Annotated in this window: 18 protein-coding genes and 1 riboswitch; of the genes, 9 read left to right on the top strand and 9 right to left on the bottom strand. The window is 76.4% G+C overall.

What is annotated here, in order from left to right:
- Positions 1-133 precede the first annotated feature (133 nt).
- The 6 genes from V9U69_RS02980 (at position 134) to V9U69_RS02955 (ending at position 7168) form a co-directional block, all read left to right on the top strand.
- The gene (locus V9U69_RS02980; protein WP_442907561.1) at positions 134-628 is read left to right on the top strand and encodes a Fur family transcriptional regulator; all 495 of its coding nucleotides are present in this window, start codon (positions 134-136) and stop codon (positions 626-628) included.
- On the top strand, positions 625-2283 hold the full coding sequence (locus V9U69_RS02975) for a catalase (RefSeq protein ID WP_337059810.1): 1659 nt from the start codon (positions 625-627) through the stop codon (positions 2281-2283). Before V9U69_RS02980 ends, V9U69_RS02975 begins: the two co-directional genes overlap by 4 nt.
- Before the next feature lie 138 nt (positions 2284-2421).
- Positions 2422-3279, top strand: coding sequence for an NAD(P)H-binding protein (locus tag V9U69_RS02970; RefSeq protein ID WP_337059809.1), 858 nt, complete (start codon positions 2422-2424; stop codon positions 3277-3279).
- A gap of 50 nt (positions 3280-3329) precedes the next feature.
- Positions 3330-4247, top strand: coding sequence for an oxygenase MpaB family protein (locus V9U69_RS02965; RefSeq protein ID WP_337059808.1), 918 nt, complete (start codon positions 3330-3332; stop codon positions 4245-4247).
- Positions 4248-4382: 135 nt separating this feature from the next.
- Positions 4383-6020: a methyl-accepting chemotaxis protein gene (locus V9U69_RS02960; RefSeq protein WP_337059807.1), complete on the top strand. Its 1638-nt coding sequence runs from the start codon at positions 4383-4385 to the stop codon at positions 6018-6020.
- Between the two features lie 71 nt (positions 6021-6091).
- Complete coding sequence (locus tag V9U69_RS02955; protein ID WP_337059806.1) at positions 6092-7168, top strand: sugar ABC transporter substrate-binding protein; 1077 nt, start codon at positions 6092-6094, stop codon at positions 7166-7168.
- An 81-nt stretch (positions 7169-7249) separates the two neighbouring features.
- On the opposite strand, the gene V9U69_RS02950 is transcribed toward V9U69_RS02955, so the two are convergent.
- From V9U69_RS02950 to V9U69_RS02910, 9 genes are all read right to left on the bottom strand, one after another.
- Entirely contained in the window at positions 7250-7687 is a 438-nt protein-coding gene (locus tag V9U69_RS02950) for an OsmC family protein (RefSeq protein ID WP_337059805.1), read from the bottom strand.
- A gap of 138 nt (positions 7688-7825) precedes the next feature.
- Positions 7826-9478: a DEAD/DEAH box helicase gene (locus V9U69_RS02945; protein WP_337059804.1), complete on the bottom strand. Its 1653-nt coding sequence runs from the start codon at positions 9476-9478 to the stop codon at positions 7826-7828.
- 216 nt (positions 9479-9694) lie between these two features.
- Complete coding sequence (pta, locus tag V9U69_RS02940; RefSeq protein WP_337059803.1) at positions 9695-11794, bottom strand: phosphate acetyltransferase; 2100 nt, start codon at positions 11792-11794, stop codon at positions 9695-9697.
- A gap of 35 nt (positions 11795-11829) precedes the next feature.
- Positions 11830-13071, bottom strand: a complete 1242-nt coding sequence (locus tag V9U69_RS02935) for an acetate/propionate family kinase (RefSeq protein ID WP_337059802.1) — start codon at positions 13069-13071, stop codon at positions 11830-11832.
- Positions 13072-13270: 199 nt separating this feature from the next.
- A complete protein-coding gene (locus V9U69_RS02930; protein ID WP_337059801.1) occupies positions 13271-13954 on the bottom strand; it encodes a TenA family protein in 684 nt (227 codons plus the stop codon).
- Positions 13951-14778, bottom strand: coding sequence for a bifunctional hydroxymethylpyrimidine kinase/phosphomethylpyrimidine kinase (gene thiD, locus V9U69_RS02925; protein WP_337059800.1), 828 nt, complete (start codon positions 14776-14778; stop codon positions 13951-13953). Before thiD ends, V9U69_RS02930 begins: the two co-directional genes overlap by 4 nt.
- Positions 14775-15431: a thiamine phosphate synthase gene (gene thiE / locus V9U69_RS02920; protein ID WP_337059799.1), complete on the bottom strand. Its 657-nt coding sequence runs from the start codon at positions 15429-15431 to the stop codon at positions 14775-14777. Before thiE ends, thiD begins: the two co-directional genes overlap by 4 nt.
- The gene (gene thiM / locus V9U69_RS02915) at positions 15428-16255 is read right to left on the bottom strand and encodes a hydroxyethylthiazole kinase (RefSeq protein WP_337059798.1); all 828 of its coding nucleotides are present in this window, start codon (positions 16253-16255) and stop codon (positions 15428-15430) included. Before thiM ends, thiE begins: the two co-directional genes overlap by 4 nt.
- Positions 16248-16341, bottom strand: a riboswitch (TPP riboswitch). (Overlaps the previous gene by 8 nt.)
- 110 nt (positions 16342-16451) lie before the next feature.
- Entirely contained in the window at positions 16452-18422 is a 1971-nt protein-coding gene (locus V9U69_RS02910) for a sensor domain-containing diguanylate cyclase (RefSeq protein WP_337059797.1), read from the bottom strand.
- 291 nt (positions 18423-18713) lie between these two features.
- Between V9U69_RS02910 and V9U69_RS02905 the strand changes: the two genes are divergently transcribed.
- The 3 genes from V9U69_RS02905 to V9U69_RS02895 are packed head-to-tail and all read left to right on the top strand — an operon-like array spanning position 18714 to position 24210.
- Positions 18714-19100, top strand: a complete 387-nt coding sequence (locus V9U69_RS02905) for a response regulator (protein WP_337059796.1) — start codon at positions 18714-18716, stop codon at positions 19098-19100.
- A complete protein-coding gene (locus V9U69_RS02900; RefSeq protein WP_337059795.1) occupies positions 19097-22042 on the top strand; it encodes a hybrid sensor histidine kinase/response regulator in 2946 nt (981 codons plus the stop codon). Before V9U69_RS02905 ends, V9U69_RS02900 begins: the two co-directional genes overlap by 4 nt.
- The gene (locus V9U69_RS02895) at positions 22039-24210 is read left to right on the top strand and encodes a PAS domain S-box protein (RefSeq protein ID WP_337059794.1); all 2172 of its coding nucleotides are present in this window, start codon (positions 22039-22041) and stop codon (positions 24208-24210) included. Before V9U69_RS02900 ends, V9U69_RS02895 begins: the two co-directional genes overlap by 4 nt.
- Positions 24211-24255: the final 45 nt, after the last annotated feature.

Genomic DNA, 24255 nt, shown 5'->3' with positions numbered 1-24255 from the left:
GAAGCTCCCCCCTCCCCCCCCCCCCCCGGGAGGGGGTGGGGGTGGACTGGGCGAGGTAGGTGACCCTTTCTTGACTCGTTCCAGACTGGCCTGGTGTGATCGGGGGGTGCCCGACCCCACGACGACCCCGGCGGTGACCGCGACCGAGGACCGCCTCCGCGCCCGCGGCCTGCGGGCGACCCGCCCGCGCACCGTCGTGCTGCGGGTGCTCGACGACGCGGCCGCCACCGCCGAGCACCTCGCGGTCGCCCAGGTCGTCGACCGCGCCCGCACGGCGCTTCCGGCGGTCTCCACCCAGGCCGTCTACGACTGCCTCGACGCCCTCACCCGCACCGGCCTCGCCCGGCGCATCGAACCGGCCGGGCACCCGGCGCGGTACGAGGCGCGCGTGGGCGACAACCACCACCACCTGGTGTGCCGCGAGTGCGGGCGCACCGTCGACGTGGACTGCACCGTCGGCCCCTCCCCCTGCCTCGCGCCCTCCGACACCGCCGGTTTCGCGGTCGACGAGGCCGAGGTGGTCTTCTGGGGCCGGTGCCCCGACTGCCGGGCCGCCCAGGCGGCGGACCCCGGACCGACCCGAACCACCGCCTCCCAGCGGCAGACCCCACGAGAGGAAGCGCGATGACCGACGTCGCCAGCCAGCAGTCCGCCCCGGGTGACGACCGCCCCGTCCTGACGAACCGTCAGGGCCACCCGGTCTACGACAACCAGAACCAGCGCACCATCGGTGAGCGCGGGCCCGCCACGCTCGAGAACTACCAGTTCCTCGAGAAGATCAGCCACTTCGACCGCGAGCGCATCCCCGAGCGCGTGGTGCACGCCCGCGGCACCACCGCCTACGGCTACTTCGAGGCGTACGGCTCCCTGGGCGAGGAGCCGATCTCGAAGTACACCCGCGCGAAGCTCTTCCAGGAGAAGGGCAAGCGCACCGACCTGGCGATCCGGTTCTCCACCGTCGCCGGTGGCCGCGACTCCTCCGAGTCCGCGCGCGACCCGCGCGGCTTCGCGGTGAAGTTCTACACCGAGGACGGCAACTGGGACCTCGTCGGCAACAACCTGGGTGTCTTCTTCATCCGCGACGCGATCAAGTTCCCCGACTTCATCCACTCGCAGAAGCCGGACCCGGTGACCTTCGAGGCCTCCGTGGCCCAGCGGGCGTTCGACTTCTTCAGCCAGACCCCCGAGGCCATGCACATGGTCACGCTGGTCTTCAGCCCCCGCGGCACCCCGGCGTCCTACCGCCACATGCAGGGCTTCGGCGTGAACACCTACAAGTGGGTGAACGCGCAGGGCGAGACCGTGCTGGTGAAGTACCACTGGCTGCCCAAGCAGGGCGTGAAGTCGTGGACCGCCGCCGACGCGGCCGCGGTGCAGGCGCAGACCCTGGGCGCGCACACCAAGGACCTCTACGACGCGATCGAGGCGGGCGACTACCCCGAGTGGGAGCTGCACGTGCAGATCATGGAGGACCACGACCACCCGGAGCTGGACTTCGACCCGCTGGACGACACCAAGGTGTGGCCGGAGGAGGTCTTCCCGCTGCGCCCGGTCGGCAAGATGGTCCTGAACCGCAACGTCAGCGACAACTTCGCCGAGAACGAGCAGATCGCCTTCGGCACCGGCGTGCTGGTGGACGGCCTGGACTTCTCCGACGACAAGATGCTCGTCGGCCGGACGTTCTCCTACTCCGACACCCAGCGCTACCGCGTCGGCCCGAACTACCTGCAGCTGCCGGTGAACCGCCCCAAGGCGCCGGTCGCCACCAACCAGCAGGGCGGCCCGATGTCGTACGGCCGCGACGAGGTCGGCTCGAACCCGCACGTGAACTACGAGCCGTCGATCACGGGGGGCCTGCGCGAGGCGTCCTACCCCACGCACGACGAGCAGGGCCCGGTCGTCAGCGGCCGCCTGACCCGCAAGCGCATCTCCCGCACCAACGACTACGCCCAGGCCGGCGAGCGCTACCTGCTCTCGCAGCAGTGGGAGAAGGACGACCTGGTGGCGAACCTGGTCGGTGCGCTGCAGCAGTGCAACCGCGAGATCCAGGAGCGCATGGTCTGGCACTTCCTCATGTGCGAGGACGAGCTGGGCCTGCGCGTGGGCGAGGGCCTGGGCATCACCCCGGACGACGTGCGGCACCTGCCGCCGCTGGCGTCGCAGACCCTGAACGAGGCCGAGCTGGAGCGCCTGGCGAACCTCGGCAAGAACGGGCCGCGCGACGTCTCCGGCCACGTCATGACGCACTGCGTCCCCAACGAGCACGTCGCGGTCGCCGGCTGACGACCACCCGCTCGTGACGCGACGGGCGTCGCCCCCGGAGGGGGCGGCGCCCGTCGTCGTCCCGGCGGGAGGCGCGGAACAACTCCCGGCGCGCGGGGGTTGGCGCCCGCGAGATCGCCGACCCCGGGAGGGAACACCGTGACCACCTTCGCCGTCACCGCCGCCAGCGGCCGCCTCGGCCGCCTCGTCGTCGAGGCCCTGCTGGAGCGCGGCGTGGCCCCCGGCGACGTCGTCGCCGTCGTGCGCACGCCCGGGAAGGTCGCCGACCTGGCGGAGCGCGGCGTGCGGGTGCGCCGCGGTGACTACTCCGAGCCGGGCACCCTGCGCGAGGCGCTCGACGGCGTGGACCGGCTGCTGCTCGTCTCCGGCGACACCCCCGGACAGCGCGTCGCCCAGCACGCGAACGTGGTCGAGGCGGCGCGGGCCGCGGGCGTGCAGCGCGTGGCCTACACGAGCATCCTGCGCGCGGACACCTCCGGAAACCCCCTGGTCCCGGACCACCGGGCCACCGAGGAGGCGCTGGCGGCCTCCGGCATCCCCACCACCCTGTTGCGCAACGGCTGGTACCTGGAGAACCACACCGAGGCCCTCGGGCAGTACCTGGCCGCCGGTGAGGTCGTCGGTTCGGCCCACGACGGGCGCGTGTCGGCCGCCTCCCGCGCCGACTACGCGGCCGCGGCCGCCGCCGCGCTGCTCGCCGACGACGAGGGCAACCGCGTCCACGAGCTCGGCGGCCCCGGGTTCACCCTGGGCGAGCTGGCCGCGACGGTCTCCGAGGTCACCGGCACGCCCGTGGCGTACCGGGACCTGACCACCGCCGAGCACGTCGCGCACCTGCGCGGGCTGGGCCTGGACGAGGGCACCGCCGGCTTCGTCGCCGCGCTGGACGCCTCGCTCGCCGCCGGGGACCTGCACACCGACCGCGACGACCTGCAGCGGCTGACCGGGCGCCCGGCCACCGCGCTCGCCGACGCCGTGCGCGCCGCCCGGGCCTGACGCACCGGCCCCCCGTGCGCCCGGGCCCGCCGGGGGCGAGGGTGGGTGCGGTGAGGACCACCGACCGGCTGCCCCGCCTGCCCGTGCGCGCCGCCTTCCCGCCCCCACCCGGCCCGGGCGTGCCCGGGGACCCGGGCGTGTGCGAACCCGGCGGGGTGTTCCGCGCCGTCACCGGCGAGCGCGCCGCCGTCCTGGGCGGGCCGGCCGCGATCCTGCTGCAGGTGGCGCACCCGCTCGTCGCCGAGGGGGTCGCGGTGCACAGCGACTACGAGGCGGGCCCGGCGCACCGGCTGCTGGCGACGCTGCAGGCCGCCCTCACCGTCACCTTCGGCGACACCGCCCAGGCGCGGGCGGCGGCGCGCGAGGTCGGCGCGCAGCACGCCCGCGTGCGCGGCGCGCTGCGCGAGGGGGCGCCGGGCGTGCCCGCCGGCACGCCGTACCGCGCGAGCGACCCGCACCTGGCGCTGTGGGTGCACGCGACGCTGGTGTGGACCGCGCGCCGGGTCGCCGAGCGCTACGTCGGCCGCGCGCTGAGCGCCGACGAGCGCGAGCGGCACTGGCGCGAGTCCTGGCCGTTCGCGCGGCTGTTCGCCGTCCCGCAGGCGGTGCTGCCGCCCACGGCCGCCGACTTCGAGCGCTACTGGGACGAGGCGGTCGCCGGGCTGGTCGTCACCCCCGCTGCGCGCCGCGTGGCCGACGGCATCCTCACCCAGCGCACCCGTCCTCCCCTGCCGGGTGCCGCTGCGCTGGTGCGCAGCGTCACCGCCGACCTGCTGCCGCCGTCCGTCGCGGACGGCTACGGCCTGGTGCGCACCCCCGGGCGCCGCGCCGCCGCCGGGTCGGTGCGCGCGCTGCTGCGCACGGCCCGCCCGGTGCTGCCGGACCGGGTGGCCCGCTGGCCGCACGCGGCCGTCGCCGAGCGCCGCCTCGCCCCCTCTCCCCACCCTTCCGCGACCATGCGCGGTTGAGTGCTCAACCGTGCACGACCACGGAGGGGCGGGGAGGAGGGGGTACCCGGGGGGCGCCTCAAGCGGTGCCCGCCAGGTGCCGATGGGGAACGGTCACCCCTGTCCCCGGGGTGCGCCCGGACGATGGAGGCTCCCTTGAGCACGACGACCCCGCCCCCCGCCGGCGCCGGTGGCCGCCGGCGCTTCGCCGACCGCTCGGTCGCCACGAAGATCGGCGCGATCGTCGCCCTGTCCTGCACCGTCGCCACCGGTCTGCTCGTGGTGGGTCTGGGCGGCCTGGCCGACGTCAACGCCCGCACCGGCGACGTGTACGAGCGCGACCTGCTGCCGGCCGCCGACCTGGCGGACCTGCGCTCGGCCGCCCTGGCGAGCCAGCGCGACCTGGCGAACCTGGCCCTGGCGGACGACGACGCGGCCCGGGCCGACCTCGCCGAGCGCGTGCGCGCGGACGACGAGCGGGTCGACGAGCTCACCGCCTCCTACGCCGCCGCCCTGAGCACCGACGCCCAGCGGGCGAAGCTGCAGGAGTTCAGCACCTGGTGGACCTCCTACCGCGGCACCCGCGACGGGTTCCTCACCCCGCTGGCGACCTCCGGCGAGGCCGGGGACCGCGCGAAGTTCCAGCAGCTGTACCTCGGCAACGTCGCGCTGCTGGCCGACAACGCCGAGCAGGCGCTGGCCGAGCTGGACGACCTCAGCGAGGAGCAGGCCCGCACCTCCGTGGAGGCGGCGGCTGGCACCTACTCCACCGCCCGCACCACGATGGTCGCCGTGCTCGTCGCCGGGCTGCTCGTCACCGTGCTGCTGGCGCGCTGGACGACGAACCTGGTGGTGCGCCCGCTGCGGCAGGTGGTCGACGTCCTGGGCCGCGTCGCCGAGGGGGACCTGACCGCCACCGCTGACGTGGACCGCCGGGACGAGGTGGGCCGCATGGCGCAGGCCCTGCGCACCGCCACCGAGAGCATGCGCCGCACCGTCGCCGGCCTGGACGCCGACGCCGGCACCCTCGCCCGCGCCGCCGGGGACCTGCAGGCCACCACGTCGGCCATCTCGGGCAGCGTCGTCGACGTCTCCGACCGCGCCGGCACGGTGGCGCGCTCGGCGCACGACGTCAGCGGCCACATCGCCGGCGCCGCCGCCGGTGCGGAGGAGATGGGCGTGTCGATCACGGAGATCTCCTCCAACGCCTCGCGGGCCGCGGACGTCGCGGGCCGTGCGGTGGGCATCGCCACGGAGACGGGCGAGACGATGGCCGCGCTGGGCCGCTCCTCCGCCGAGATCGGCGACGTGGTCAAGACGATCACCTCGATCGCGGAGCAGACGAACCTGCTGGCGCTGAACGCCACCATCGAGGCCGCCCGCGCCGGCGACGCCGGCAAGGGCTTCGCCGTGGTCGCCGGGGAGGTCAAGGAGCTGTCCGGCCAGACCGCCCGCGCCACCGAGGACATCGCCACCCGCGTCCAGGCGATCCAGGGCGACGTGGAGCGCGCGGTGACGGCGATCTCCAGCATCTCCTCCGTGATCGCCGAGATCAGCGACTACCAGGGCACCATCGCCGCGGCGGTGGAGGAGCAGGCGGCCACGACGCAGGAGATGAGCCGACTGGTCGGCGACGCCGCGAACGGCGCCAACGAGATCGCCGGCACCATCGGCACGGTGGCGACCGCCGCCCAGGCCAGCGGTGCGGGTGCGGCCGAGTCCGACCGCGCGGTGCGCGAGCTGGCCGGGATGGCCGACCGCATGCGCGCCACCGTCGCCACCTTCCGGTACTGACGGGGCCGATCGTGCGCACCCCGACCGCCCGCCGTCCGAAGCACCCCGCCCCCACCTCCGGGAGGACCCCCGTGAACCGCACCCGCCGGACCGCCGCAGCGGCCCTCGCCGCCCTCGGCGCCCTGGCCCTGGCCGGCTGCGGCGGGGACGCCGCCACCACCACCGCCGCCGAGGGCGGTGAGCGCCGCGTGGCGTTCCTGGCGCCGAGCACGTCGCTGCGCGCCCTGGCGTACGACTACCCCAACTTCGCCGTCCGGCTGCAGGAGCGCTGCGGGGACTGCGTGGTGGACCTGCACACCGCCGCCGACCAGGCGGAGCAGAACCGGCAGGGCGAGCAGGCCCTCGCCGACGGCGCCGAGGCCCTCGTGGTCGTGGCCGTCGACGGCGCCGAGGCCGGTTCCCTGCTCACCAGCGCGGACGCCGCCGACGTGCCCGTGGTGGCCTACGACCGGCTCGTCAAGGACGCCCCCCTGGACTACTACGTCTCCTTCGACGGCGGTGCGGTCGGCGAGCTGGGTGGGCGGGCGATCCTGGACGCGGTGGGCGACCGAGCCGGGCAGGGCGCCGTGGTGATGCTCCAGGGCGACCCGGCGGACAACAACGCGGGCCTGTTCGCCGCCGGCGCGCACTCCGTGCTGGACGGGGAGGTGGAGATCGCCGCGGACCGCTCGGTGGCCGGCTGGAGCGCGGAGCAGGCCGAGGTGGAGATGGCGGCGGCGCTGCGCGAGCTGGGCGGTCGTGAGCTGCTGGGCGTGTACACGTCCTACGACGGCCTGGCCGCGGGTGCGCTGGAGGCGCTGACCGCCGCCGGCTACAGCGGGGTGCCGATCACCGGGCAGGACGCGGAGGTCGCTGCGCTGCAGCGCATCCTGGCCGGCACGCAGACGATGACGGTGTTCAAGGACCTGCCCGCGCAGGCGCGCACCACCGCCGACCTCGTCGCCGACGTCCTGGCCGGCGAGGAACCGGAGACGACGACCACGACGGACAACGGCGCCGGCGCGGTGCCCACCGTGCTGCTGCAGCCGGAGGCGGTCACGAAGGCGGACATCCGCACGAAGGTCCTGGACTCCGGCTACACCACCGCCGAGGCGCTGTGCGCGGGTGCGGCCAGCACGCTGTGCCAGGAGGCCGGCATCACCGGCTGAGGACCACCGGCCGGCACCTCGCCGGCGAGGACGGGCAGGGCCCCGGTGCACGCGCACCGGGGCCCTGCCCGTGCTGCTGCGTCAGTCCATCCGCGCGTCGAGGGTGATCTCGACACCGGTGAGGGCCTTGGAGACCGGGCAGGTCTCCTTGGCGGCCTGCGCGGTCTTCGCGAAGGTGTCGGCGTCGATGCCGCTGACCTCGCCGGTGACCTTCAGGGCGATGCCGGTGAGGCGGAAGCCGCCGGCCGGGTCCGGACCGAGGGAGACGTCGGCGACGACCTCGAGGCTCTCCGGGGTGCCGCCGGCCTCGCCGAGCAGGGCGGAGAACTGCATCGCGAAGCAGGAGGAGTGGGCGGCGGCGATGAGCTCCTCGGGGCTGGTGGTGCCCCCGGCCTCGTCGGCGGCGCGCTGGGGGAACGACACGTCGTAGGTGCCGACCTTCGAGCTGGTCAGCTCGACCTGGCCGGAGCCGTCGTTCAGGCCGCCGTTCCAGGCGGTGCGGGCGGTGCGGGTGGGCACGGGGCCTCCTCGGGTGGGTCCTGCGGTGATCGTGCGGGCCCATCCTCACCGCGCGGGGCGCCGGCGCGCCACCCGTCCCGGACGCGGAACGGCCCCGCCCCCTCGGTGGAGGGGACGGGGCCGTCCGGGTGCGGGACGTCAGTCGCGCGCGGCGCCCTCGCGGCGGGGGCCGCCGCGGGAACCGCCGTCGCGGCGCGGGCCGCCGCGGGAACCGCCGTCGCGGCGCGGGCCGCCGCGGAAGCCGCCGCTGCGGCGCGGGCCGCGCCCCTCCCGCTCGGGGCGGGTGCGGGGCTTGACCACGACCGGCTCACCGGACTCGGCCACGGCGCGCACCGTGTCGTCGCCGGCGGCGACGCGCTCGACGTCGTTGGCCTCGACACCGGCGTCGCGGTGCAGCCAGCCGTAGCGGCGGACCTGGTCCGGCAGCGCGATCGCCAGGACGGTGCCCTTGGCGCCGGCGCGCGCGGTGCGGCCGGAGCGGTGCAGGTAGTCCTTGTGGTCGTTCGGCGGGTCGACGTGCACGACGAGGTCCACGTCGTCGACGTGGATGCCGCGCGCGGCGACGTCGGTGGCGACGAGCACGCGGGTCTCCCCCGCGGAGAACGCGTCGATCGCCTTGGAGCGCTGCGCCTGGCGCAGGTCGCCGTGGATGGCCTCCGCCGGGGCACCGGCCTCGCGCAGCTGGTCCGCCAGGCGCTGCGCGCCCAGCTTGGTGCGCACGAAGAAGATGCTCCGGGCGGGCCGGTGGCTGATCTCCGTGAGGATCGACAGCTTGTCGTGCGGGCGCACCGCGAAGACGCGGTGCTCCATGTTGCCCACCGAGTCCGGCTCGGCCGGCACCGCGTGGAAGGCCGGGTCGGTGAGGAAGTCCTTCACCAGCGCCTCGACGCCGCGGTCGAGGGTGGCGGAGAAGAACATCCGCTGCCCGCCGGGCTTGGTGCCCTCCAGGATGGCCCGCACGCCCGGCAGGAAGCCGAGGTCGGCCATGTGGTCGGCCTCGTCCAGGACGGTGACGTCGACCTCGCCGAGCGAGACGGCGTCGCGCTCGATGAGGTCCACCAGGCGGCCCGGGGTGGCGATGAGGACGTCGATGCCGCGCTGCAGCGCGGAGATCTGCCGGCCGTAGGGCACGCCGCCGACGACGACGGACATGCGCAGGTCGAGGGCGTCGCCCAGGGGGCGCAGCGCGTCGGCGACCTGCATCGCCAGCTCGCGGGTGGGCACGAGCACCAGGCCGCGGGGGGCACCGGTGATGCGGCCGCGCCGGTTGGCGGCCAGGCGCGCCAGCATCGGCAGGCCGAAGCCGAGCGTCTTGCCGGAGCCGGTGCGGGCGCGGCCGAGGATGTCGCGGCCGGCGATGCCGTCGGGCAGGGTGCGCGACTGGATCGCGAACGGCTTGGACATGCCGCGACGCTCCAGGGCGGCGACGAGCTCCTCGGGCAGGCCGAGCTCGGCGAACGTGAGGTCGGCGACCTCGACCTGCTCGGCGGCGGTCAGGGCCTGCTCGGTGGCGCTGGGCGCGAAGGAGCGCGGGCTGCGCGGCGGGCCGGAACGGCGGCCGCGGTAGCCGCCGGAGCCGCCGTAGGAGCCGCTGGAGCCGCCGTAGGAGCCGCGGGAACCACCGCCGGAGCGGGGACCGCGGTCGTCGGAGCGGAAGCCGCGGGACTCGCCGCCGCGGTCGGAGCGGAAGTCGTCGCGGTCACCGCGACGGGGACGGGGGAAGCGGTCCTCGGAGGAACCGCGGGAGGAGTCGTCGCGAGCGGAGCGGTACGTGCGGTCGAACTGGGGCATGCGGGAGTGGACTCCACGTGGATCTGCGGCCGCTAAGGCGGTCCGCCCCCAGGCACGGGCGCGCACGGTGCTGCGCGCAGAAGCTGAGGGATGAGACTCGAGCGACCTCGCGGGCGGCTCGCCCGCTGAGTGGACGGCATCAGACCGTCACGTCAAGCCTAACAGCCCCGCCCCGTTCCCTCTTCCCGAGCACCCCTCCCCCGGCGCGCCGACGCCTCACCCGCGGGACGCCTGGATCGCGGTCAGCGCGATCGTGTAGACGATGTCGTCCACCAGCGCGCCCCGCGAGAGGTCGTTCACCGGCTTCGCCAGGCCCTGCAGCATCGGCCCCACCGAGATCACGCCCGCGTTGCGCTGCACCGCCTTGTACGTGGTGTTGCCGGTGTTGAGGTCGGGGAAGACGAACACCGTGGCGCGCCCGGCCACCGGCGAGCCCGGCGCCTTCGCCCGCGCCACGGAGGCGACCGCGGCGGCGTCGTACTGCAGGGGCCCGTCGATCACGAGGTCCGGCTCGCGCTCCTTCGCGATGCGGGTGGCCTCGGCGACCTTGTCCACCGCCGAGCCGGCCCCCGACGACCCGGTCGAGAAGCTGATCATCGCCACGCGCGGCTCGATGCCGAACGCGCGCGCCGACGCCGCCGACTGCAGGGCGATGTCGGCCAGCTCCTCCGCGTTCGGGTCCGGGTTCACGGCGCAGTCGCCGTAGATGACGACGTCGTCGGGCAGGCACATGAAGAAGACGCTGGAGACCAGCTTCGCGCCGGGCTTGGTGCGGATGATCTGCAGCGCGGGGCGCACGGTGGCGGCGGTGGTGTGCACCGCGCCGGCCACCAGGCCGTCGACGTCGCCGGCCTTGAGCATGGTGGTGCCCAGCCAGATCGGGTCGGCCAGGGAGTCGCGGGCGACGTCCGGCCGCATCCCCTTGTGCTTGCGGGCCTCCACCAGCACGTCGACGTAGCGGTCCACCAGGTCGGCGGGGTCCAGCACCTCCACGCCGTCGGGCAGGGTCAGCCCCAGGCCCGCGACCACCGAGGCGACCTCGGCGGGTGCGCCCAGCAGCACCGGGCGCGCGATGCCGCGCTGCGCGCAGAGCGCGGCGGCCTGCACGGTGCGCGGCTCGGTGCCCTCGGGCAGCACGATGCGCTGCACCCGCTCGGCGGCCAGCGTGGTCAGCCGCCGCCGGAACGCCGCCGGCGACAGCCGCGGGGTGTGCGCGGCCGTGCGCAGGGCCGCCAGCCAGGCGGGGTCCAGCGCGTCGGCGACGGCGGCGGTGACGGCGTGCGCGCGCTCGGCGTCGTCGGCGGGCACGTCCGGGTCCAGGCGGTTCACGGCGGTGGCGGTGGCGTACGTGCTGCGGTCGGTGCGCAGGATCGGCAGGCCGGTCGCGGCGGCGGCGCGGGTGAGGTCGGCGACCCGCTCGTCCATGCCGACGCCGGCGGTCAGCAGCAGCCCGGCCAGCCGGGTGCCGTTCAGCGCCGCCAGGCACGCCGCCATCACGACGTCGTGGCGGTCGCCGGGCACCAGGATGAGGCGGCCCTCGCGCAGCAGCGGCAGCATCCCGGGCACCGCCTGGGCGGCGACGACGACCTCCTTCACGCGCCGCTGCTGGTCGCCGTGGGTGACGACGTCCACGTCGAGGGCGCGCACGAGGTCGCGCACGCGCCCCCACGTCAGCTCCGTGCGGTACGGCACCGCCGCCACCAGCGGGACGCCGTGGTGCTCCAGCGCCCCGCGCAGCGCCGCGACGCGCGAGACGGCGACCTCGGGGTCCTCCGGCACCGGCCAGCGGGAGACGACACCGCCGATGACGCGCAGCCCCTCCCCCGCCCGGTAGGTGCCGGCGGTGACGGCCATGTCCTCCGCGATGCGCTCGGGGGCGCCGGGGTCGGAGCCGTCGGCGCCCGCGGAGCCGACGAGGAGCACGTCGGCGTCCAGGGCGGTCGCCAGCGCCTGGTTGACCCGCCCGGAGAACACCTGGTCGGCGGAGGGCGCCAGGCCCTCGACGACCACGACGTCGTGCCGGGCGAGCACGCCCTCGGCGGCGGCCACGACCTCCTCCATCAGGTCGTCGACCTCGCCGCGGCTGAGGCGCTCCACGACCCGGGCGGCGGGGATGGGCTCGGCGACGCTCAGGCCCGTCGTCAGCCGCGCCAGGGCGACGGAGCGGTCGGTGCCCCCGGAGCCCCCGGGCTGCGCCAGCGGCTTGTGGAAGCCCACGGCCACGCCGCGCGCGTCCAGCGCCCGCAGCAGGCCCAGGCAGGTCGAGGTCAGGCCGGCGCCGTGGCCGGTGGGGACGACGAGCAGGGTGCGGGGCACCGCGCGCTCCTCTCGGGTCGGTCCGCTCTCGCGGGTCAGCCGTGCTGGACGAGGTCGACGGTGTCGCGGGCGATGAGCAGCTCCTCGTCGGTGGGCACCACCATCGCCAGCGGCCCGGGCCGGCCGTCGGGGCGCTCGCGGGTGATGCGACCGGCGGGGGTGGAGGAGCGGCCGTGCTCGGCGTTGGCGACCGGGTCCTCCTCGAGGCCGAGGTGGCGCAGCCGGCCCAGCAGCGCCGAGCGGATCCGCGCCCCGTTCTCCCCGATGCCGCCGGTGAGGACGAGGGCGTCCAGGCCGCCGAGGGCGACGGTGAGGGCGGCGACGTGCTTGGCGGCGCGGTACGTGAACACCTCCAGGGCCAGCTTCGCCCCGGGGTGGCCCTGGTCGGCCTTCTGCTCCAGGGTGCGCACGTCGTTGGACAGCCCCGACAGGGCCAGCAGGCCGGACTCCTTGTTCAGCTGGTTCACGATCTCGGCGGTGCTGGCGCCGGTGCGCTCGGCCACCAGCTCCAGCACGGCCGGGTCCAGGTCGCCGGAGCGGGTGCCCATGACCAGCCCCTCCAGCGGGGTCATGCCCATCGTGGTGTCCACCGAGCGGCCGCCGAGCACGGCGGTGGCGCTGCACCCGTTGCCCAGGTGGGCGACGACGAGCTTCAGCGAGCGCGGGTCGGCGCCGGTGTCGCGCTGCAGGACCTGCGCGGCGCGGGCGCTGACGAACCGGTGGCTGGTGCCGTGCATGCCGTAGCGGCGCACCCCGAACTCCTCGTACCAGCGGGTGGGCACGGCGTAGCGGTAGGCGTGCTCGGGCATCGTCTGGTGGAACGCGGTGTCGAAGACGGCGACGTGGTCCAGCTCGGGCAGGACGGCGCGGGCGGCCTCGATGCCGGAGACGTTGGCGGGGTTGTGCAGGGGGGCGAGCGCCGACAGGTCGGAGATGTCGGCCAGGACGTGGTCGTCGATGCGCACCGAGGTGCGGAACCGCTTGCCGCCCTGGACGACGCGGTGCCCCACGCCCAGCAGCGGCGGCAGGTCCATGTCGAGCAGGCGCTGCAGCACGTGCGCGAGCGCCCCGCGGTGGGTGGTGGCGGCGGGGGTGATGGTGCGCTCGCCGTCGGCGGTCTTGAAGTGCACGACGGCGTCCGGGGTGCCCAGGCGCTCGCCCAGGCAGGACAGCGAGCGTTCACCGGTGACGGGGTCGACGAGGGCCAGCTTCACGGAGGAGCTGCCGCAGTTGACGACGACGACGGAACCGTCACCGCTGGACTTCCCGGTGGACACTGGACGCTCCCCTCACCGCACCGGCGACCCGGGTGGTCACCGGCCCGCTCCCGAGCCTGGCACGGACCGCCGCGGCGCACCCCCCGACGCGGGGCGCCGTGATCGCTCTCACGCCCTCCCCGCCCCGCGGAAACCATCGTTTCCGCCCCTGGGAAGCGCCTCCCGGGGGCGGAAACGATGGTTTCCGCGGGGTCGGGCGTCAGGCGCCCAGGGTCAGCGGCCAGTCCTCGCGGTGCAGCGCCGTCTCCCAGAAGAGGAACTCGTAGCGGGTGGCGGTGGCGAACGCCTCGTGCAGGGGACCGGTGTCGGCCAGGGGTGCGGCCGCCTCGTCCACCAGGCGGCGGGCGGTGGCCACCGAGGCGTGGAACTCCTCCGCGTCGTAGGCGGCGACCCAGCGGGCGTACGGGTGCTCCGCGCCGGCGTCGAGCACGGCCGCCGCCGAGCGGGCCAGGCGGCGCGCGACGTCGGCGTACACCCAGAAGCACGGCAGCACCGCGGCCGCCGCGACCGGGTAGGGCGCCGTCGCCGCCGTCGCCACCAGGTACGACACGTACCCCAGCGTCGTCGGTGAGGCGCTCACCGGTCCCGTCGCGGCGGGCAGCGCCCCGGAGCCGAGCAGGTCGCCGTGCAGGGCGGTCTCGACGACGGCGGCGCCGTGCGCGGACGACGCCCAGAACGCCGCGCTCGCCACGTCCGGCGCCCGGGAGGCCAGCAGCGCCAGCGCCCGCCCGTACCCGGCGAGGTAGACCTCGTCCTGCTCCAGGTAGTGCCGGAACACCGCCGGGTCCAGGGTTCCGTCGCCGAGCTCCCGCAGGAACCGGCACCCGTCGATCGCGGTGCGCAGGTGCGCGGTGCGCACCCACGCCTCGTCGGTGAAGCTCACGTCGTCCTCCGGTGCGTCCGCTGGGCGAAGGAGTGGTCGAGGGGCGCGGCGCCGGAACCGACGCGCAGGTCGCCGGCGGCCGCGAGGGCGCCCTGCAGGTAGTCGCGCGCCTCCTCCACGGCGGGCAGCCAGCTCACCGGCACCCCGTCGCCGCGCGCGGCGACGGCGGCGATCGCGGACGAGAGGGTGCAGCCGGTGCCGTGGGCGGAACCGGTCCCCAGGCGGGGGCGGGTGATGCGGTGGGTGCCGCCGGGTTCGGCGAGCACGTCCACGCTCTCCGGCCCGCCCAGGTGCCCGCCCTTGAGCAGCACCGCGGTGCCGGTGCGCCGCAGCAGCTCCTCGGCCTGCGCGACGACCTCGCCGGCGTCGCGCGCGGGCTCGGCCCCCAGCAGCACCGCGGCCTCGGGGACGTTGGGCGTCACCAGGTCCGCCACCGGCACGAGCTCGTCGCGCACGGCGGCGACGGCGGAGGCGTCCAGCAGCCGGTCGCCGCTGGTGGCGACCATGACGGGGTCCACCACGAGCGGGGCCGGGTGGGCGCCCAGGACCTGCGCGACCACGCGCGTGACAGCGGTGTCGGCGAGCATCCCCGTCTTGACCGCGTGCACGGCGACGTCGTCCAGCAGCACCTGCAGCTGCTCGCGCACGAACTCCGCGGGCACCACGTGCACGCCGGCCACGCCGCGGGTGCTCTGCGCGGTGAGCGCGGTCAGGACGGCGGTGCCGTACGCGCCGAGGGCGGCGAACGTCTTCAGGTCCGCCTGGATCCCCGCCCCGCCGCTGGGGTCGCTGCCGGCGACGGTGAGGGCGACGCGGGCGCTCACCGGGTCACCTGCGCACGCCCGTCCCAGCGCGCCCGCAGTTCCGCCGCCGCCGCGCGCGGGTCGGGCGCCGCGCACACCGCGGACACGACGCAGAACCCGGCGATCCCGGTGCCGCGCAGCTCGTGGAGGTTCCGGGCGTCGATCCCGCCGATCGCCACGCACGGGGTTCCCGCGGCGGCCTCGACGACGGCGCGCACCCCCTCCGGCCCCAGGGGCGCGGCCGCGTCGGTCTTGGTGGCGGTGGCGTGCACGGGGCCGACGCCGAGGTGGTCGACCACCCCGGCGGGAACCGCGCGCACCTCCTCGACGGTGGAGACGGACAACCCCACGAGCAGGTCGGGGCCGACGAGGCGGCGCACGTCCTCGGCCGGCAGGTCGGACTGCCCCAGGTGCACGCCGTCCGCGCCGGCGATCAGCGCGACGTCCACGGCGTCGTCGACCAGCACCGCGACGCCGGTGCCGCGCAGCGCTTCCCGCACCGACCGCACGAGGGCGAGCAGTTCCCGGTCGCTCGCGTCCTTGCCGCGCACCTGCACGGCGGTGACGCCGCCGGCGACGGCCTCGCGCACCACCGCGGGAACCCCCCGCGCGCCGCACTGCGCGGTGTCGGTGACCAGGTACAGGGTCGGGTCGAAACCCCGGCGCGCCCTCACACCAGCCTCCCGGAGTCCTCCAGGTCCGCGCGCAGCGCGGCGGCGTCCACGGCGTCCAGCTCGTCGATCCACGCGATCGCGAAACCCCCCGGCCCGCTGCTGCGGGCGGCGGCGCGCTCGGCGGCGACCGCGACGTGCGCGTGCGCGGTGACGGCGGCCAGCAGCGGGTCGTCCGTCACGGCCGCGCAGGCGGCCAGGAGGGCGCCGAGCGAGCAGCCGGCGCCGGTGGTGCGGGTCAGCAGCGGCGAACCGCCGCGCACCCGCACGACGCGCTCGCCGTGGACGAGGACGTCGACGGCGCCGGAGACGGCGACGACGCCACCGGTGCGCCCCGACAGCGCACGGGCGGCGGCGAGGGCGTCCTCGGCGTCGGAGGTGGAGTCGACCCCGCGCCCGCCGGCACCGGAACCGGCCAGGCCCATGACCTCGGAGGCGTTGCCGCGCACAGCGACCGGGCGGTGCTGGAGCAGATCGCGGGCGACGGCGGTGCGGAAGGCCAGCGCACCGACGGCGACGGGGTCCAGGACCCACGGCGTGCCGGTCTCGTGCGCCGCGCCCGCCGCCAGCGCCATGGCGCGGGCCCGCTCCTCGTCGAGGGTTCCGACGTTCACGAGCACCGCGGAGGCGGCGCGGGCGAACTCGGCGGCCTCGCGGGGGTTGTCGACCATCGCGGGGGCGGCCCCCGCGGCGAGCAGGGCGTTGGCGGTGATGGTGGTGACCACCGAGTTCGTCAGGCACTGCACGAGCGGGTGCTCGCGGGCCAGGGCGTCGCGGACGTCCGCGACCTGCTGTGCGCCGAGGCGCGCGGGGTTTGCGGCTCCCACGCCGTGACATCCCTTCGTCAGCACTACCTGCGTCAGGTTCGACGGGTGTGATCTCAGCCCCTCGCGGGGCACCCCGTGTCACGGGTGAACCTAGCACCGCCGCGGAACCCCACCCGCCCCCCTCGGTGATCAAGGAAGTTGCCACTTCCTTGATCACCGAGGGGGCGGGGGTTCGGGGGCGGGGCGGAGGTTCGGGTCAAGGGGTGGGGACGGCGGGGGCCGGGTCGCTGACGACGGTGGTGTTCCGCCCGGACCGCTTGCCCTCGTACAGGGCCAGGTCCGCCAGGGCGATCACCTCGGCGGCGCTCAGGCCCGGTCGCCACTGGGCCACGCCCACGGTGCACGTCTGCCCGCGCGGCACGGCGGCGCGGATGCGGTCGGCGACCGCGCGGGCCCCGGCGGCGCTGCACCCGGGCAGGGCCAGGACGAACTCCTCCCCGCCCCAGCGGGCCAGGGTGTCCACCTCGCGCAGGCACCCGCTCGCGGCGGTGGCGAACTCCTGCAGCAGGTCGTCGCCGGCCAGGTGGCCCTGCGTGTCGTTGTAGCGCTTGAAGTGGTCCAGGTCGAGCAGGCAGAACGACAGCGGCAGGCCGGTGCGGGCGGCGCGGGCGATCTCCTTGCCGGTGGCCTCGTCCCAGCGGCGGCGGTTGGCCAGCCCGGTGAGCGGGTCGCGCTCGGCGGCCAGGGCCAGCTGGGTCAGCAGGTCGGCGCGCTCCATGCCGTGCGCGGCCTCCTGGGCCAGGGTGGCCATGACGACGCGCACCCGCGCGGGCAGCTCCTGCACCCGGGTGCGCCAGACGCTGGCGAGCAGGCCGGCGGTCTGCCCGTCGGCGGTGGTGATCGGCTGGTAGGCGACCGAGACGGCGCCCAGCGCGTCGCGCAGCCGCGCCGAGGCGCCGGTGCACCCGGAGAGGTCGCTGACGAACAGGGGCTCACCGCGCCGGAACGCGTCGGCGAGGACGGTGGGTTCGCCGATCGCGACGGTCACCGGGACCATCCCCTCGCCCCAGACCGCCCGGCTGACCAGGTCGCCGCGACCGTCGGGCTCGGCGAGGTACACCCCGTCGGCGCCGGTGATGCGGGCCGTGGCCTCGCACAGCGCCTCGCGGGTGTCCGCGGCGGCGTTGAGGGAGCGCAGCGCACCGGCGAGCAGCTCGGCGGTCTCGGCCTGCTGCTGCGCGTCGGCGGCCTGCCGGCGCACCTCCGCCAGGAGCGCGTCGCGCTCGTCGCGGCCGAGGGCGAGCACGAGGCCGATGACGGCGGCCACGGCGGCGTGCCCCTGCACGAGCAGGGCCCGCGCGGTCTGGTCGGCGACCGCGGCGAACGGCCCGTGCCCGTGCAGGGTGAAGACGACGGCGCAGGCGCCGGTGAACAGGCAGTGCAGCACGACGGTGCGGCTGGAGAACCGCAGCGCCACCCAGACGGTGAGCACCGGCAGCAGGAACGTCACGGGCAGGCTGCCCAGCAGCGCGAACTGCGCGGTGTAGGCGACCGCGGAGACCGCGAAGGCGAGGACCGCCTCGGCGGTGCGCGGTCGGCGCCCGGCGGCGCAGCCGGGTCCGTCGTCGTCCGGTGCGCCGCGGCGGCGGGTGCTCGCCGTCACCAGCCGCAGCCCGGCGCAGCCGACCAGCAGCACCGCCAGGCCGTTGCGCGCCACCCAGGTGAGCAGGTCGACCCACCCGGTGCGGTCGGTCCCCCAGGCGGCGGCGGAGGCGGCGAGGACACCGCCTGCGGTGACGGCGATGCCGCACGCGGCGAGCAGGCGGACCAGCTGCGGCACCCCGCGCAGCGGCCGCCCGGGCCCGGCGCCGGGGCACCAGCGGTGCAGCAGCGCCGTGAACAGGAGGGTCTGCACGAGGGTGGCCACGGTGGCGGCGACGGCCAGCAGGGGGGCCGCGGCGGTCGCCAGGTGCACCAGGACGCCGGCCACCAGGAGCAGGGCGGCGTCGAGCGCGCGCCCGCGGGCGCTGCGCGGGGCGTTGAACCAGACGGCGGCGACCCCGGCGCAGGGCGAGACGAGCGCCAGCGCGGCGCCCTCGGGGACCGTGTGGCGGCCGGCCACCATCGTGGCGGCGAACAGCGCAGCGAACAGGACGCTGGTGCGGGTGGGGTGGGCGCGCGCGCGGGGCGCGGCGGCAGCGGGTGCCGGGGCGTCGTGGTGGTGCACGTCCTCCGCTCTCCCGTCTGTCGATCGGCGGAGCGCGACCGGGGCTCACTGCCGAACCGCGCCGTGGTGGTCATCGGCACCGGGGCGGCCGCCTTGAGCCCGGAGCGGTCACGGTGCGTGACCTGACGCCCGTGCGGTGGTGCCGCCGGACGGGCGGTCGCTTCACCTCAGCGCCACCGCTGCCGATGACCGGTGGGTCAGGTGCACCCGGCCGCTGCGGCGCGGGTGCGCAGGGCCGGTGCGGCGGCGAGGGCCGCGCACCGCCGAACCCCTCAGGGAGGACCCCGGATCATGGCCAAGGTGCTGGTCGTCGAGGACGACGCGGACATCCGCACCCTTCTCGACCTGCGGCTGCGCGCCGCCGGGCACCGGGTGATCGGTGCCGACTCGGCCGCGTCCGCCCTGGCGGTCATGGCCGAGCGCGGCGCTCCCGACGTGCTGGTCACCGACGTGACGCTGCCGGGCACCACGGGCCTGGAGCTGGTGCGCGGGCTGCGCGAGGACGAGCGCTACGCGCGCCTGCCGGTGGTCTTCCTCAGCGGCCGCGTGCAGCCGGCGGACATCGAGGCCGGTCGCGCCCTGGGCGGGACGTACCTGACGAAGCCGGTCGTCCTGACCGCCCTGTGCACCGCGATCGAGCAGTCCCTCGCCACCGCAGACGCCGGCGCGAGCTGGTGATCGCGGCGCCCGGGGTGCGGCGCTCCCCCTGGTCCATCGCGCGGATGCTGACCGCGGGCCTGCTGGTGGTGGTCACCACCCTGCTGGTGATCGGCGGCAGCTCGTACGCCCGCATCGGCACGCTCGTGGCCGAGCGCGCGCAGGTGGAGGCCACGTACGGCGTGCTGGACGACATCGGCCGGCTGCGCGTGCTGCTGCGCGACGCCGAGCGGGGGCAGCGCGGGTATGTCATCACCGGCCGCGAGTACTACCTGCAGCCCTACTCCGAGGCCCTCACCGGCCTCGACGGCGTGCTCGACGGCATCGTGCGCGAGACGGGGACCAGCGCCGCCGGTGCGGTGGCGGGCGCGGACCTGCGCGCGGCGGTCGACGCGAAGCTGGCGGAGATGCGCACCACGATCGGCCTGCGCCGCGAGCGCGGGTTCGAGGCCGCGCAGGCGGTGGTGGCCACCGACGCCGGGCGCGAGCAGATGCAGCGCACCACCGCGGCCCTGGACGTGCTGGAGGAGGAGCAGCGGGCGCTGCTGGCCGAGCAGCAGGCGAGCGCCGCCGCCAGCGCGGCCCGCACCCGTCTGCTCGTCGCCGTCGGCACCGCCGCCGCCGTGCTGCTGCTGGCCGCCGGCGCGGCGTGGGTGACCCGCCGCGTGGTGCGGCCCGTGCAGCGCGTCGCCGCGGCCGCGCAGCAGCTCGCGGCCGGGGAGATCACCGAGCCGGCGCACGTCAGCGGCCCGGCCGAGGTCGTCGCAGTGGGCGAGGCCGTGAACACCGCCGTGGAGGCGCTGGTGACCGCCCGGGACAAGGCCGTGGCGGCCGACCGCGCGAAGTCGGCGTTCCTGGCGACCATGAGCCACGAGGTCCGCACCCCGATGAACGCCGTGATCGGCATGACGGACCTGCTGCTGGACACGCCCCTGGACGCGGCGCAGCGGGAGCTGGCGGAGACGGTGCGCGACAGCGGCGAGGCGCTGCTCGTCGTCATCGACGAGGTGCTGGACTTCTCCCAGCTGCAGGCGGGCACGCTGCGCCTGCTGGACGAGCCGTTCGACGTGCGCGCGGGTGCGGAGTCCGCCGCCGCGGTCGTGCGCCACGAGGCCGGCGGCAAGGGTCTGGAGCTCGTCGTGGACGTCTCCGCTGACGTCCCGGCGGCGGTGCGCGGCGATGCCGCGCGCCTGCACCAGGTGCTGGTGCACCTGCTGCGCAACGCGGTGGGGTTCACCTCCCGCGGCGAGGTCGCCCTGACCGTGGCGCCGGAGGGCCCGGGCTCCCCCGGCGGGGCTGCACTGCTGCGGTTCTCGGTGCGGGACACCGGGATCGGCATCCCCGCGGACCGGGTGGCGTCCCTGTTCCGCTCCTTCGCGCCCATGGACCCGTACGCGGTGCGCGAGCACGGCGGCGTGGGCCTGGGCCTGGCGATCTGCTCGGGCCTGGCCGCCGCGATGGGCGGGACCCTGACGGTGGACAGCACCCCCGGCATCGGCTCGACGTTCACGCTGCGGGTGCCGCTGAGCGAGGCCGGGGCGCTCGCGGCGGCCGCGCCGCGGCCTGCCGCCGACCTCGCCGGCCGCGACGTGCTCGTCGTCGACGACAACGCCACGAACCGCCGCGTGCTGCAGCTGCAGCTGCAGGGCTGGGGCGCGGTCTGCACCGGCACGGCGTCCGCGGGCGAAGCGCTGGCCCTGGTGGCCGCGGGGCGCGCCTTCGACGCCGCGCTGGTGGACATGCACATGCCGGACACGGACGGCGAGCAGCTGGCCAACGCCCTGCGCGCGCTGCCCACCGGCCGCGAGCTGCCGATCGTGCTGCTGACCAGCGGCCAGCGGCACCCCTCGGCCGCCGCGGCCGGCGTGGTGGACGCGACCCTGAGCAAGCCGGTGCGCACGGGGCTGCTGGAGAGCACGCTGCGGGACCTGCTGAGCGGCAGGGCCCCCGCGGCCCCCGCAGCTCCCGCCGGCCCGGCCGGCGGGACCGTCCCGGCCGCGCGGCGCACGCCCACCGGGGCGCCGGTGCCGGCCACCGGCCCGGACGGGGACGGCACCGGCCGGTCCCTGCGCGTCCTGCTCGCCGAGGACAACGCCGTCAACCAGCGGGTCGCGCAGCTGCTGCTGGCGAGGTTCGGCCACGACGTCGACACCGTCGCCGACGGCCGCCAGGCGCTGCGGGCCGTGCTCGCCGGCCGCTACGACGTGGTCCTGATGGACCTGCACATGCCGGAGATGGACGGCCTGCAGGCGACGCGGCGCATCCGCGCCGAGGTCCCCGCGGACCGGCAGCCGCGCATCATCGCCCTCACGGCGAGCGTCCTGTCCGAGGACCGCGACGCGTGCGCGGCGGCGGGGATGGACGCGCACCTGACCAAGCCGGTGCGGGCGCGCGAGCTGGAGAGCGCCCTGTCGCAGGTGCTCGAGGCGGTGCGCCACGACCCGCTGGGGGTGTGGCGCGCCCGCACCGCCACGCAGCCCGCGGAGGCGGGCGCCGCCACCGGCGCGAGCGCGCCGCTCCCCGGTGGCCCCGCACCGGTGCCGGCGACCGTGCCGCTGGAGCTGGCGGTGCGCGCCCGCATCGCCGACCTCGGCGGCGCCGACACCGACGAGGACCGGCTGCTGTTCGCGCAGCTGCTCACCTCGTTCGTGCAGCGCGCCCCCGGTGCCGTCGCCGGCCTGGAGGAGTCCCTGGCGGCCGCCGACGCGCGTGAGCTGGAGACGCGCGCGCACAGCCTGAAGGGCTCCGCGGCCAACCTGGGCGCGGAGGTCCTGGCGCAGCTGTGCGCGGACCTGGAGGCGCGCGCCCGCGCCGGTGAGGCGCCCGCGCCGGGCTGGGCGGCGCAGCTGCACGAGGAGCTGGAGCGCACGTGCCGCACCTTCGCCGCGCTCGCGGAGGAGTTCGCGGGCACGGCGCGGAGCAGCGCCGGGGCGGTGCTCGGCGAGGGGGGTGGTGGGTGGTGAGCGCACCGGGCCCACGGGCGACGGTCGGCGAGCGCGAGGAGCGGGGACGGGTGCAGGTGCAGGAGCGGCAGGAGCGGGTGCAGCAGGGGGTCGCGGGCCGGCTGGGTGCCGGTGAGCGCGCCGAGCTGGAGGCGCTGCGCCAGGCGCTGGCCTGCGCACCGGACGCGTTCGTCTCCATCGACGGCGACGGGATGCTCACCGAGTGGAACCAGGCCGCCGCCGACCTGCTGGGCTGGGACCGCGCCGAGGTGCTGGGCCTGCCGATGACGCAGGTCGTCGTCCCGCCGGAGCTGCGGCAGGTGCACGACGCCGGCCTGGCCCGCTACCGCACCACCGGCGAGCGGGCGGTGTCCGGGCGTCCCGTGGAGGTCGAGGCGCTGCACCGCGACGGGACCCGCGTACCGGTGGAGATCACCGTCTGGCCGACCCGGGTGGCCGGTGAGTGGCGCTGCCACGCGTTCCTGCGCGACCTGCGCTCGCGCCGCGCCGCGGAGCGGGCGCTGGCCCGCAGCGAGGAGCTGGCGCGCGCCGAGCAGGAGCGGACCCACCGCCGCAGCCGGGTGCTGCTGAGCACGGTGCGGGTGCAGCAGGCGGTCGCCGCCGCCGGTGCGGACCGTGCGGCGGTGCTGCAGGCCGTCGCCGACGGTGCGGTGGCCGCGTTCGAGGCCGCCGACGGGGCCGTCGTGGAGCTGCTGGAGGGCGTGCAGCTGCGCTACGCCGCCGTCGCCGGTGCGCTGGTCGCCCACGCGGGGCTGCGCCTGCCCGCCGCCGGGTCGCTGTCGGGCACCGCCATCGAGCGGGGCACCTCGGTGCTGTGCGAGGACACCGCGACCGACCCCCGGGTGGACGCCGAGGCGTGCGAGCGCATCGGCGTGCGCTCCACGTGCACCGCCCCGCTGGTCAGCGGCGACCGGACGGTGGGCGTGCTGAAGGTCTCCAGCGGCAGCGCCGGCGCCTTCACCGCGGAGGACGCGCAGCTGCTGCAGCTGCTCGCCGGCAGCCTGGCCGCCGGGTTGCGCCACGCCGACGACGCGGCCCGCAACGCCGCGCTGCTGGCCGAGTGCACCGCCGCGCTGGAGGCGCTGGAGATGAGCGAGCAGCGCTTCCGCATGATGTTCGACGGCTCCCCGCTGGGCATGGTGCTCACCAGCCTGGACGCGGCCGACGCGGGTGACTTCCTGCAGGCCAACGCGGCCATGGCCGAGATCACCGGCCACTCCCCCCAGCGCCTGGCGCGCATGGGGCTGCGCGACCTGCAGCACCCGTGGGACGCGGCCGACAGCGCCGAGCTGACCGCCCGCCTGGTCGCCGGGGAGCTGGGGGCCGCGACGACCGAGACGCGCTTCGTGCACGCCGACGGGCGCACCCTGTGGGTGCGCCTGCGCAGCGCCGTGGTCCGCGACGAGCAGGGGGACCCGCTGTACCTGGTCGCGCAGGTGGAGGACGTGACGCAGCGGCTCGCCGAGCAGGCGCAGCTGGCCGAGCGCAACCGGGAGCTGGAGGAGGCCAACCAGCTCAAGCTGGACCTCATCGGCATGCTCGGGCACGAGATCGCCAACCCGCTCGCCTCGATCCAGGGGTACTCCGAGCTGGCCGTGCAGTGCTGGGACCAGCTGGAGGAGGCCGACCGGCGCAGCAGCGCCGAGGCCGTGCACCGCGGTGCGCAGCGGCTGGACACCATCCTGCGCGAGGTGCTGGCGATGGTCAGCGTGGACGCCGGGCAGCTGAGCGCCACCCCGGAGCGGGTGCGCGTGCGCGCCGTGGTCGAGGCCGCCCTGGCCAGCGTGCCGGGTGCGGCCCCGCAGGTGCACTGCCCGCCGGAGCTCGCGGCGTCCGTGCAGCCGGGCCACCTGGAGCAGGTGCTCGTGAACCTGCTGTCCAACGCGGCGAAGTACGGCGGCGGCGCCACGGCGGTGCGCGCCGGGGTCGCCGGAGACCGGGTGGTGGTCAGCGTCGAGGACGCCGGTCCCGGCGTGCCGGAGGGGTTCCGCGACCGGCTGTTCGACCGCCTGGCCCGCGCCGACGCCACCGCCGGCACGGTGCGCGGCACCGGCCTGGGGCTGTACATCGTGCGCGAGCTGCTGCGCGCCAACGGCGGGGACGTGCACCACGCCCCGCGGCCCGGCGGCGGATCGGTGTTCACCGTTCAGCTGCCCGCCGCGGGGTGACCGCCGGGACGCCGGCGGTTTCGGGCGGGGCCCTGCGGGGCACCT

It is taken from the genome of Kineococcus sp. G2, from assembly GCF_037154035.1.
GTDB lineage: Bacteria > Actinomycetota > Actinomycetes > Actinomycetales > Kineococcaceae > Kineococcus.
This window is presented reverse-complemented; position numbering and strand designations above follow the sequence as displayed.